Below are 11,763 nucleotides of genomic sequence, written 5' to 3'. Positions count from 1 at the left end.
TGAAGACCGTCGTGCCCGAGGCGATGCCGCAGCGCGACTGACCGGCGGCGGCATCCGGCGGCGGCATCGAGCGCCGCCGCGGCCGGGGGTGCCGGCCCGCGATGCGACGACGTCCCGGTCGGTGCGGGAGGTCGGGTTGGGGCGCCGCGCGGTCGCGCCCGAGCCGAGCGGCGCCGGGCGCGCGGCGCCCGCCGGCGGCAGCCGGCAGGCCCGCCGCCGCTCAGAGGCTGACCACGAGCCCCTCGGCGGCGACCTCCAGGTCCGGCAGCGGCAGTTGCGCCAGCATGTCGGGGCCGAGATGGGTGAGCAGGATGCGCCGCGCCAGCAGCGCCGCCCGGTGCGCGCGGAGCGTCTGCAGGTCGAGGTGCCAGGACGTGCCGGGCACCACCTCGGTGCATTCGATCAGCAGCAGATCGGCGCCGCGCGCCAGCCCCGGCAGCGCCTCGTTCCAGCGCGTGTCGCCGCTGTAGGCCAGCACCCGGCCGTCGACCGCGACGCGCAGGCCCAGCGGCATGGCGCCGCTCGGGTGGGAGACCTCGACGCAGGTCACGTCGAGCGCGCCGATCCGGGTCGCCGTCCCGGGACGCAGCGTCTCGAAGCGGATCGGGAAGCCGGTGATCTGGGCACGGAAGCCGGGATACAGCAGGTCGAGCAGGGACCGGACCCGCGCCTCGGTGCCCTCGGGGCCGGCGATGGTCAGCGTGCGGCGGCGCCTCGCCCGGTGCCAGTGCAGCAGCAGGAAGGGCAGGCCGCCGAAATGGTCCCCGTGCAGGTGGCTGAGCAGGATCGCGTCGATCCGTGCCAGGTCGAAGCCCCGGCATTGCGCCGCGTGGGCGGCGGTGGCCCCGCAATCCAGCATCGCCGCGCCCGCCGCGTGCTCCAGCACGAAGCAGGCCTGCAGATGCCCGCCGCTGCCGAACGCATCGCCGCAGCCGAGCACGCGCAGGCGGGGAAGGGCAGGGCGATCCTGGTCCATGGTCCGCTGCCTCTCCGGTTGAATGACTCTCCGGCCCGGGCGGGACGAGCCTGCCGGAAAAGTACCGTTTCCGCAATCATCCGCTGGCGCCCGCGCGGCCCGACGCGGCGCTCGTCTGCCGGAGGAGCGGGCCGGTACGACGTCGCGGGCCGGCGCGCGACCAGCCCCTCCGGCCCCGTGCGCGATACCGCCCCGCGCGGGGCGGGACCTGCGCGGGGCGGAATCAGTCCCGCGCCAGCAGCCGCAGCACCAGCTCGGCCGACTCCTCGGCGGGGCGCGTGGCGTCGAGGTGCAGCTCGGGAGCCTGCGGCGGTTCGTAGGGGCTGCCGATGCCGGTGAGGTCGCCGATCTGCCCGCCCCGCGCCCTGCGGTACAGCCCCTTCGGGTCGCGCGCCTCGGCGACTTCGAGCGGCACGTCCACGAACACCTCCAGGAAGTCGGCCGCCCCGATCCGCTCCCGCGCCGCCAGCCGGTCGGCCCGGAAGGGCGAGATGGCGGCCACCAGCACGACCAGCCCGGCATCGGCCATCAGCCGCGCCACCTCGGACAGCCGGCGGATGTTCTCGGCGCGGTCCGCGGCGGCGAAGCCGAGGTCGCGGTTCAGCCCGTGGCGGATGTTGTCGCCGTCCAGCAGGTAGGTATGCCGGCCCTCGGCGTGCAGCCGTGCCTCGACGAGGTTGGCGATGGTGGACTTGCCGGCGCCGGAGAGGCCGGTGAACCAGAGCACGCGCGGGCGCTGGCCGAGCCGTGCGGCGCGCGCGGCGCGGTCCACCCGCGGCGTCTGCCAGTGGAGGTTCTCGGCGCCACGCAGCGGGCGGCGGATCATGCCGGCGCCCAGTGTGGCGTTGCTCCGCCGGTCGACCAGCACGAAGCCGCCGAATTCACGGCTCTCCGCGTAGGGGGCGAAGGCGATGGGCCGGTCGGTCAGCAGCCGGCAGACGCCGATCCCGTTTGCCGGCAGCTCGGCCGCCGTACCGTTCGCCGCCGGAGATCCGGTCGCCATGCCGGGAGACGAGGGCCCGGATGCGGCCGGCATCCGTTCGGTCTCCGCCGGGCCGTCCTCCGTCGGGCCGCTCTCCACGTCGAGGCGGTGGCCGACCTCCGTGACGCGGGCGCCGACCAGGGTGGTGGCGAGCTGGAGCCGGCAGGAATGCCCGGGCCGCAACGGCGCGTCGCCGAACCAGATCAGCGCCGCCTCGAACCGGTCGGCCGACTCCAGCGGTGCCGAGGCGGCGCAGAGCACGTCGCCGCGGCCGCAATCCACCTCCTCGGCCAGCACGACCATCGCCGCCTCGCCCGCCCGGATGACGGGCAGGTCCCCGTCGGGGGAGACGAGGCGCGCGACCGTGGCCGCCCGGTCTCCGGGCACGATGCGGAGCGCATCGCCCGGCCGCGCGGTGCCGGCGGCGACCGGGCCGGCCAACCCGCGGAAGCCGGCGGCGGCCGCCGTTCCCGCCGCCGGCCCCCCCACTGCCGCCTCCCTTGCCACCCCTGTGCGGGCGACCCACTGCACCGGCATGCGGAAGGCCTGCCCGGCCGTCTCGGCGGCGGGCGCGGCCGCCAGGCACTCGACCAGGGTCGGCCCCGCGTACCAGGGCATGGCCGGATCGCGCCGGACGAGGTTGCCGCCGGTGGTCGCCACCACCGGCAGCGCCTGGACGGCATCGAGGCCGAGCCGGGCGGCATGCGCGGCGAATCCGGCGGCGATCGCCTCGAAGCGGTCCCGGTCGTGCCCCACCAGGTCCATCTTGCCGACCGCCAGCACGACGCGCGGCACCCGCAGCAGGGACAGCACCAGGGCGTGGCGGCGCGTCTGCGGCCGCAGGCCGCGCGACGCGTCCACCAGCAGGATGCCGAGGTCGGCCAGCGAGGCGGCGGTGACGGCGTTGCGCAGGTAGCCTTCGTGCCCCGGCGCGTCCGCCAGCAGGACGCGGCGCCCCGCGACGGCGAGGGAGCGGTAGGCGACGTCGATGGTGATGCCCTGCTCGCGCTCCGCCGCCAGCCCGTCGAGCAGCAGCGCGTGGTCGGGGCCGACGGGCCGCGGCGCATGGACGCCGCCAGGGGCGCCGCCAAGGGCGCCGCCAGGGGCTCCGGCAGGGATGCCGACGGGAAGCGGGGCGGCGATCGCCGCGCGCTCCTCCTCCGTGATCTGGCCGAGATCGGCGGCGAGGCGGCCGAGCAGGGTGGACTTGCCGTCGTCCACCGCGCCGAGGGCGACGACGCGCAGCAGCGTTCCCCCGCCGTCCATCACGCGCCGCCCATCAGAAGTAGCCCTCGCGTTTCCGGGCCTCCATCGAGTCGCGGCCCTCGCCGTCGATGGCGCGGCCGCCGCGCTCCGAGCGGCGGCCCGCCTCCAGCTCCGCGACGACCGCGTCCAGGTCGGCGGCGGTGCTCTCCACCGCGCCGGTCAGCGGGTAGCAGCCCAGGCTGCGGAAGCGGACGAGACGGATCTCCGGCGCTTCGCCCGGGCGGAGCGCGAGCCGGTCGTCGTCCGGCACGATCAGGCGGCCGCCGCGCCGCAGCACCGGCCGGGGCGCGGCGAAGTAGAGCGGGACGACCGGGATGCCCTCCTGCCGGACGTAGTGCCACACATCCAGCTCGGTCCAGTTGGAGAGCGGGAAGACGCGCAGGGATTCGCCCGGGCCGAGGCCGGTGCCGTAGAGGCGCCAGAGCTCCGGCCGCTGGGTGCGCGGCTCCCAGCGCTGGGCGGCGTCGCGGAACGAGAAGATGCGCTCCTTGGCGCGGCTGCGCTCCTCGTCGCGCCGGGCGCCGCCGATCGCCGCGTCGAAGCCGCCCGCCGCCAGGGCCTGCTTCAGCGCCTCGGTCTTCATCACCTCGGTATGGCGCGCGGGATCGGCGAGCGGGTCGATGCCGCAGAGGGTGCCATCCGGGTTGCGGTGCACGATCAGGCGCAGCGTCGGGTCCGCCGCCACCCGGTCGCGCATCGCGTACATGGCGCGGAACTTCCAGCCCGTGTCCACGTGCAGCAGCGGGAAGGGCAGGGGGGCGGGGTGGAAGGCCTTGCGGGCGAGGTGCAGCAGCGTGCCGCTGTCCTTGCCGATCGAGTAGAGCAGCACCGGGCGGCGGCAGGTCGCGGCCGCCTCGCGCAGGACGTGGATGGCCTCGGCCTCGAGCTCCCGCAGGTGGGGCGGCGCCGGCCGGCCCGCCGGGCGGGGCAGGGGCGGCCCGTCGGTCGCGGCGCGCCGGCTCATCGGCCCCGGGCGGGCCGGGCGCCGCCCCGGCCATGGGACACGGCGACGGGGCGAAGGCGGGGGCGGCACGCCGGAAGCATCGTCGGTGTCCATAGCAAGGGCCGGGGCGGGGGTCGAGGCGCGCGACGGGGATGGCCCATGGCGGCGCGCTTTGCGCTAGAGCATTTTCAAGCTGAGCGTTTTCGCTCAGCGGCTCGGAAAATGCGAAAAATCAAAAGGCTAGAGCCGTACCGGCCTGATGCGGTCAGGCTGGATCGGCTCTAGAGCATTTTCAAGCTGAGCGTTTTCGCTCAGCGGCTCGGAAAATGCGAAAAATCAAAAGGCTAGAGCCGTTCCGGCCTGATGCGGTCAGGCTGGATCGGCTCTAGAGCATTTTCAAGCTGGGTGTACTCACCCAGCGACCCGGAAAATGCGAAAAACCAAAAGGTTAGAGCCGTTCCGGCCTGATGCGGTCAGGCTGGATCGGCTCTAGAGCATTTTCAAGCTGAGCGTTTTCGCTCAGCGGCTCGGAAAATGCGAAAAATCAAAAGGCTCGAGCCGTTCCGGCCTGATACAGTCAGGCCGGAACGGCTCTAGAGCGGATCGCCGGAAGGCGGCTACGCCCGGCGGCGTGAATCCTCGCCGGGAACACCGAGCGACAGCGAACCGCAGTCCCAACCGGACTGCGGTTCGCTGTAGAACGCGGCAGCCGCGCCGGGATCCGGGATTCGCGGCGGCCATGCGGGACGGGGCGACCTCGTCCCCTTCCCACGACCATGGAGCCCCGGTGGCCGGGGCGGGCGGAGCGGCGATGGACGGCACGGAATCCTGGCGCGGCATGGACCACGCCAGGCTGGAACGGGAATACGACGCGCGTGGCACGGTGGCCGACATCATGCCGATCCTGGCCGAGTACCGCCGGCGCACCGACGCGGCCAAGGCCGCCCTGCCGCACCATGCCGGGCTGCGCTACGGCCCGACCGAGGCGGAGCGGCTGGACGTCTATCCGGCGCGCGGCGCGGGGCCGGCGGCGGCGGCCCCGGTCTTCCTGTTCATCCACGGCGGCTACTGGCGGCTGCTGGACGCGGCGGATTCCGGCTCCATGGCGACCGGGCTGGTGGCGGCGGGGGCCTGCGTCGTCGTGGTGAACTACGCGCTGGCGCCCTCGGTGACGCTGGAGGAGATCGTGCGCCAGTGCCGCGCGGCGCTGGCCTGGGTGCACCGGGAGATCCACCGCTACGGCGGCGATCCGGGCGCGATCCACGTCTCCGGCAGCTCGGCGGGCGCGCACCTCGCGGCGATGCTGGCGGCGGGCGGCGGCTGGCAGGCGGAATTCGGCCTGCCCGAGCGAGCGGTGGCCGGCGCGACGCTGCTTTCCGGCCTCTACGAGCTGGAGCCGCTGCTGCGATGCCTGCCGAACGACTGGCTGCGGCTCGACGCCGCCCGCGCGCGGGCGCTGAGCCCGGCCCTGCTGCCGCCGCCCCCGCCCGGCCTGCCGATCCTGTGCAGCGTCGCGCCGGGCGAGACCGGCGAGTTCAGGCGTCAGACCGCCGACTACCGGGCCCGCGCCGCCGGGGCGGGCTGCGCCGCCGAGCTGGTTCCGGCGCCCGGGGCGTCCAACCACTTCGACATCGTGTTCGCGCTCGATGACCCGGCGACCGCGATCGGCGCCGCCCTGCTGCGGGCGATGCGTCTGCCCGTGCCCGGCCCCCTTCCGGCCTGACCGGACCGGGCCGGCAGGGCTCCGGCCTTCGATCCGGCGCATCTTCCGGGGCGCCGGGCGAGCCTGCCCGGACTGGGGATGCCCCGGGCGTGCCGCCGGGGAGCGAGAGACGCCCGGCGGCACGAAGCCTTCAGGGCCGGTTGCCGCGCATGTAGCGGCGCTCCGGCCGGTAGTGGCGACCGACCCGCCACCAGAGCAGCAGGCGCCGCAGGACGGTGCCGAGCGGGGGATGAGCCAGGCGGGCCGCCATCATCGCCTCGTCTCGGCGGCCGCCCTCGGCAGCCGTTCGGTGTCGGCGGCGGGATGCTCGAAGCTGTCCGCCACCCAGAGCCAGGGGGCGGCGGTCCGCGAGACGGCGGCCGCGTCGCACAGCCCGTCCCAGCCCGGCAGGCCGGACCGGGACTCGGCGAGCGCCTGTACCGCTTCGGTCGCCGTGTCCCAGGTGCCGGCACGCCGTCCCTTGAAATCGACGCACCAGCCTGCCCTGAGACGCCGCAGCGCGATCCGGCCGGCCCGGTGTTGCAGCAGATATGCCATGGCGAAAACCTCACTTTCGCACGGGGATAGCCTACCGACCTCATGCAGGGCCGCAACATCGGCGCGCATCGCGGGGCATCAACTCGCGTTACGCGGTTTTTCCGGGATGCCGGGCGCCGCCGCACGCGACCCGATGTTCCGGTATCCGACATGCGACCTGGGCGTGTGCCGCCTGCTGGCCCGCACGCATCCCGGCGCGGCGCCCGGGCGGGCGACCCATGGTGCCGCGCGGCCCGGCGCCGGCAGGACAGCCTGCTGGAAACCCGGCCGCCGCCATGGCATCCGTGCACGACCGATGCAGGGAGCCCGCCGCATGCCGATCCTGCCGCGCCGCCGACTGGTCGTCCTGGCGGCCTCCCTGGGAGGCGCCGCGCCGTCGGTCCGGCACGCGGCGGCCGAGGAGTCGGCCGCCGACTCCGTCACCCTGGTCGTGCCGCACGCCGCCGGCGGCAGCGCCGACTTCATCGGCCGCGCCTTCGCCGGCCCCCTCGCGACGGCGCTGGGGCAGGCGGTGCAGGTGGAGAACCGCGCCGGCGCCGCCGGCCATGTCGGCGCCAGCGTCGTGGCGCGGTCCAGGCCGGACGGCGCCACCCTGCTGCTGGCCCAGTCCGCCGGCATCGTCGCCGATCCGCGCGGGCCGCGCGGCGAGCGCGAGGACCTGCTGGCGCTGCTCGCGCCCGTGGCCCGGCTCTCCACCTGCGCCTACGTGCTGGCGGTGTCGCCGCAGCTCGACGTGAGCGGGCTGCCGGCCCTGCTGGCGCGGGCCCGGGCCCGGCCGCTCACCTTCGCCGCCTTCGGCGTCGGCAGCGAGAACCACATCGCCGGGCTGCGGCTGGCCGAGGCGGCCGGCATCGCGCTCGACCACATCGCCTATCGCGACGCCGCGCCGGCCCTGCGCGACGTCGCGGCGGGGCGCGTCGCGCTGGTGCTCGGGATGCCCGCGACCCTGCTGCCGAGGCTGCGCGACGGCCGGCTGCGCGCCCTCGCGACCACCGGGCCGCGTCGCCTGCCCGACCTGCCGGCGGTGCCGACCCTCGCCGAGGCGGGGCTGCCCGGCGTCACCATCACCGGCTGGCACGGCCTGTTCGCCCCGGCCGCGACGCCGCCCCCGCTGCTGGCGCGCCAGGAGTCGGCGGCGAGGCTCGCCCGGGAATCAGCCTGGTTCGCCGAGGCGCTGGCGCGCGAGGGGCTGGCGTCGGCCGCGTGCTCGCGCGACGAATTCGCCACCCTCCTGCGTGACGAGGCCGCCTTCTGGCGGCGCAAGGCGCGGGAGCTGGATCTGCTGCCGGGCTGAGCGGCCCGTCCGGGAAGCCCTGGCGCGGCCCGGGCGGAAAGGCTGGAGCGCCGACGTCGGGGCGGGGCGGCGCGGGCGAGGCCCGCGGCGCCGCGGTCAGCCCGGCGCGGTCACTCGAGCTGCACGTTCAGCTCGCGCAGCTTCCGCGCCCAGAAGGCGCTCTCCTCCTGCACGGCCCTGGCGAAGGTGGCGCGCGGCTGGTCCGGCGCCGGCTCCAGCCCCTCCAGCGCCAAGCGCTCGCGGAAGTCGGCGCTGGCGGCCGCCTGCTTCGCCGCCACCTCGTAGCGGTCGAGGATCGCGGTCGGCGTGCCGGCCGGGGCGAGCAGGGAGTGCCAGCCGGTGATGGTGACGCCGGGCAGCCCGGCCTCGGCGAGCGTCGGCACGTCGGGCAGCGCCGCCATGCGGCGGGGCCCGGTGACGGCCAGGGCACGCAGCTTGCCTTCCTGGATCAGCGGGATGGCGGGCGGCGGCGAGCTGAAGTTCATCGAGACCTGGTGCGCCACCACGTCCACCAGCGCCGGCGCGGTGCCGCGGTAGGGGACATGGTCCATCTGCACGCCCGCCGCCTCGGCGAAGAGCAGCCCGGCCAGGTGGTTGTTGTTGCCGACGCCGCCCGAGGAATAGGTCAGCTCGCCGGGCTTGCGCCTGGCCAGCGCGATCAGCTCCCGCACCGAGGAGACGCCGAGGCCGGGATCGACCACCAGCACGTAGGCATAGGCGGAGGCCTGGGCGATCGGGGTCAGCGCCGTGGCGAGGTCCATCCGGTCGCCGCGCTGCAGGTGCGGGTTGACCACGATGTTGGTGCTGACGGCGTAGAGCAGCGTCGTGCCGTCCGGCTTCGCCCGCGCGACGGCGGTGGAGCCGATATGGCCGGCGGCGCCGCCGCGGTTGTCCACGATCACCGTGCGGTCCAGCGCCTTGCCGAATTCGCGCGCGAAGACGCGGCCGACGATGTCGGTGCCGCCGCCGGCGGCGTAGGGCACCACGATGGTGATGGTGGGCTGCGACGTCTGCGCGCGGGCGGCGCCGGCGCCGGCAGCGAGAAGGGCGGAGCCGAGAAGCAGCGGGCGTCGGCGGAGCGTCATGGCATGGGTCTCCCTGCCCTGGTCGGGCCTGGCCTCGGGTGGCGCGCGGGTCGGCATTCGGCCTTCCCGGCCAGGCAGGGGCGGCCCCTTCGCGGCGGGGGCGGGACGGCCCGGCATCGTCCCGGCGCGCTTCGTCGGGGCGGCGCCTCGCCGCCCCTCGGTCCGGCGGTCCTTCTACGCCGGTCGCTCCGATCCGGTTTGTTTCGAATTCGGTCGTTTCGACCCGGACGCCGCGGCCTTGCCGGCCTTCGCCCTGGTCGGCGCCTTCGCCCCGGCTCCGTCCGTCCGGGGGGCGTCCGCCCCGGCGCCGTTCGCCTGTCGCGCGCCGGCCCGGCGCGCGGCCTTGCCGGCCTTCGCTGCCCCCGCCTTGCCGGCCTTCGCCGCCCCGGGCTGGTCGGGTGCTGCCGGGGCGGCCCGCCGCCGTGCCGCCTGGCCCGGTGCCGCGGCGGCGGCCTCCGCCGCCGGGGCGGGTCGCGCGGCGGGGGCGGGCCGGGCTGCCGGCACCAGCCACTCGTAGAGCCGCATGCGGTTGCCGTGGTTGTCGAATTCCCCGACCAGCCGCATGCCGAGATCCTCCAGCACCTTGCAGGAGGGGGTGTTGCTCTCGCGGGCGACGCCGATGATGCGCGAGAGACCGGCGCGGGCGCCGAATTCCAGCGCCGCCATCGCCGCCTCGCGCGCGTAGCCGCGGCCGCGCATCTGCGGCCAGAGCGCGTAGCGCAGCGCGACGCCGCGCCCGTCCGGCCGCTCCATCAGGCCGCAGATGCCGAGGAAGGCGCCGTCCTCGAAGCCCGCCTCGCCCTCGACGAGATGGACGGCCCAGGTGCCGTAGCCGCGCACCATCCAGAAGTCGATGTCGTCCTCGAGCTCCTCGCGCGTGCGCGCCGGGGTGCGCACGCCGTGCAGCATGAGGGAGAAGGCCTCCGGGTCGCCCTTCAGCCGCACGAGGTCGGGCAGGTTCTCCCACCCGACCGGCAGCAGCATCAGCCGCCGCGTGCGGACGATCCGCCCCGGCAGGGGGAGGGCGACGGGGCCGGACATCGCCGCCTCAGCGGGTCAGCGGTCGGTACTTGATGCGGTGCGGCTGGTCCGCCTCGACGCCGAGGCGCCGCTTCTTGTCCGCCTCGTAGGCCTGGTAGTTGCCCTCGAACCACTCGACGTGGCTGTCGCCCTCGAAGGCGAGGATGTGGGTGGCGAGGCGGTCGAGGAACCAGCGGTCGTGGCTGATGATGACGGCGCAGCCGGCGAAGTCCTGCAGCGCCTCCTCCAGCGCGCGCAGCGTGTCGACGTCGAGGTCGTTGGTCGGCTCGTCGAGCAGCAGCACGTTGTGCGGGTTCTTCAGCATCTTGGCGAGGTGGACGCGGTTGCGCTCGCCGCCCGAGAGCACGCCGACGCGCTTCTGCTGGTCCTGGCCCTTGAAGTTGAAGGCGGCGCAGTAGGCGCGGCTGGGCACGCTGCGCTTGCCCATGGTGATCATGTCCTGCCCGTCCGAGATCTCCTGCCAGACGGTGCGGTCGTCCTTGAGGCTGTCGCGGCTCTGGTCGACGTAGCCCAGCTCGACCGATTCGCCGATGGTCATGGTGCCGGCGTCGGGCTGCTCGTTGCCGGTGATCATGCGGAACAGCGTGGTCTTGCCGGCGCCGTTCGGGCCGATCACGCCGACGATGCCGCCGGGCGGCAGCTTGAAGGAGAGGTCGTCGATCAGCAGCCGGTTGCCGTAGCCCTTGCGCACGCCGTCGGCGACGATGACGGTGTTGCCGAGGCGCGGCGCGGGCGGGATCTGGATCTCGGTGGGGTCGGGCGCCCGCTCCTGCGACTTGGCCAGCAGCTCCTCGTAGGCGGAGATGCGCGCCTTGCTCTTGGCCTGGCGGGCGGCGGGGGAGCGGCCGATCCACTCCTGCTCCTCGGCGAGCTGGCGCTGGCGGGTGCTCTCCTCGCGCTCCTCCTGCTTCAGGCGCTTGCGCTTGGCCTCGAGGTAGTCGGAGTAGTTGCCCTGGTAGGGGATGCCGCGGCCGCGATCGACCTCGAGGATCCAGTTGGTGACGTTGTCGAGGAAGTAGCGGTCGTGGGTGACGACCAGCACCGCGCCCTCGTACTCGCGCAGCGTCTTCTCCAGCCAGGAGACGCTCTCGGCGTCGAGGTGGTTGGTGGGCTCGTCGAGCAGCAGCAGGTCGGGCTTCTCCAGCAGCAGCTTGCAGAGCGCCACGCGCCGGCGCTCGCCGCCGGACAGCGTGGTCACGCCGCTCTCGGGGGGCGGGCAGCGCAGCGCGTCGAGGGCGATCTCGATGGTGCGGTCGATGTCCCAGCCATTGCCCGCGTCGATCTTCTCCTGCAGCTCCGCCTGCTCGGCGAGGAGGGTGTTCATCTCCTCGTCGTCCATCGGCTCGGCGAACTTCGCCGAGATCTCGTTGAAGCGGTCGAGCTGGCCCTTCAGCGTGGCGAAGGCCTCCATCACGTTCTCGCCCACGGTCTTCTCCGGGTCGAGCCAGGGCTCCTGCGACAGGTAGCCGACCGTGGCGCCGGGGGCGGCCCAGGCCTCGCCGCCGAATTCCTTGTCCTGGCCGGCCATGATGCGCATCAGCGTGGACTTGCCGGCGCCGTTCGGGCCGAGCACGCCGATCTTGGCGTCCGGCAGGAAGGACAGGGTGATGCCCTTGAAGACTTCGCGGCCGCCCGGATAGGACTTGGTCAGGTCCTTCATGACGTAGACGTACTGGTAGCTGGCCATGGCGCGTACTCGGCGGCAGTGGGGGATGAGGCTGTTCTAGAGCAGAACGCCCGCAGGTCTAGAGTATTTCCAAGCCGGGCGCACGCGCTCGGCGGCGCGGGAAATGCGCCAAATCAAAAGGCTAGAGCGGATTGCCGGCGGGCGGACACGCCCGGCGGCGTGAATCCGCGCCGGGAACAACGCGCTACGGCGAACCGCGGTCCCAACCGGACCGCGGTTCGCCGTAGTG

Annotated in this window: 9 protein-coding genes; 2 read left to right on the top strand and 7 right to left on the bottom strand. The window is 74.6% G+C overall.

Annotated elements, in window-relative coordinates; all coding sequences use genetic code 11:
• Positions 1-220 precede the first annotated feature (220 nt).
• The 3 genes from M0638_RS09820 to cysD all read right to left on the bottom strand — a co-directional run bounded on the left by M0638_RS09820 (position 221) and on the right by cysD (position 4,188).
• Positions 221-976 carry an MBL fold metallo-hydrolase gene (locus tag M0638_RS09820; RefSeq protein WP_248666805.1) on the bottom strand — a complete coding sequence of 252 codons (756 nt, stop codon included), beginning with the start codon at positions 974-976 and terminating at the stop codon, positions 221-223.
• Positions 977-1,199: 223 nt separating this feature from the next.
• Positions 1,200-3,224 carry an adenylyl-sulfate kinase gene (gene cysC, locus M0638_RS09815; RefSeq protein WP_248666804.1) on the bottom strand — a complete coding sequence of 675 codons (2,025 nt, stop codon included), beginning with the start codon at positions 3,222-3,224 and terminating at the stop codon, positions 1,200-1,202.
• A 13-nt stretch (positions 3,225-3,237) separates the two neighbouring features.
• Entirely contained in the window at positions 3,238-4,188 is a 951-nt protein-coding gene (gene cysD, locus M0638_RS09810; RefSeq protein ID WP_248666803.1) for a sulfate adenylyltransferase subunit CysD, read from the bottom strand.
• Positions 4,189-4,978: 790 nt separating this feature from the next.
• Here cysD and M0638_RS09805 point away from each other — a divergent pair.
• Positions 4,979-5,890, top strand: a complete 912-nt coding sequence (locus M0638_RS09805; RefSeq protein WP_248666802.1) for an alpha/beta hydrolase — start codon at positions 4,979-4,981, stop codon at positions 5,888-5,890.
• 249 nt (positions 5,891-6,139) lie between these two features.
• Here M0638_RS09805 and M0638_RS09800 read toward each other — a convergent pair whose 3' ends face one another.
• Positions 6,140-6,427 carry a hypothetical protein gene (locus M0638_RS09800; RefSeq protein WP_248666801.1) on the bottom strand — a complete coding sequence of 96 codons (288 nt, stop codon included), beginning with the start codon at positions 6,425-6,427 and terminating at the stop codon, positions 6,140-6,142.
• A 313-nt stretch (positions 6,428-6,740) separates the two neighbouring features.
• On the opposite strand from M0638_RS09800, the gene M0638_RS09795 reads away from it, so the two are divergent.
• Positions 6,741-7,721, top strand: a complete 981-nt coding sequence (locus tag M0638_RS09795) for a Bug family tripartite tricarboxylate transporter substrate binding protein (RefSeq protein WP_248666800.1) — start codon at positions 6,741-6,743, stop codon at positions 7,719-7,721.
• A gap of 110 nt (positions 7,722-7,831) precedes the next feature.
• Here M0638_RS09795 and M0638_RS09790 read toward each other — a convergent pair whose 3' ends face one another.
• From M0638_RS09790 to ettA, 3 genes are all read right to left on the bottom strand, one after another.
• Positions 7,832-8,806, bottom strand: coding sequence for a Bug family tripartite tricarboxylate transporter substrate binding protein (locus tag M0638_RS09790; protein WP_248666799.1), 975 nt, complete (start codon positions 8,804-8,806; stop codon positions 7,832-7,834).
• A 174-nt stretch (positions 8,807-8,980) separates the two neighbouring features.
• Positions 8,981-9,847 (bottom strand): GNAT family N-acetyltransferase, encoded by an 867-nt coding sequence (locus tag M0638_RS09785; RefSeq protein WP_248666798.1) that lies wholly within the window; start codon positions 9,845-9,847, stop codon positions 8,981-8,983.
• 7 nt (positions 9,848-9,854) lie between these two features.
• Entirely contained in the window at positions 9,855-11,534 is a 1,680-nt protein-coding gene (ettA, locus tag M0638_RS09780; RefSeq protein ID WP_248666797.1) for an energy-dependent translational throttle protein EttA, read from the bottom strand.
• Positions 11,535-11,763 lie beyond the last annotated feature (229 nt).

Origin of the sequence: Roseomonas acroporae, from assembly GCF_023223525.1 — a bacterium.
Lineage (GTDB): Bacteria > Pseudomonadota > Alphaproteobacteria > Acetobacterales > Acetobacteraceae > Roseomonas_E > Roseomonas_E acroporae.
This window is presented reverse-complemented; position numbering and strand designations above follow the sequence as displayed.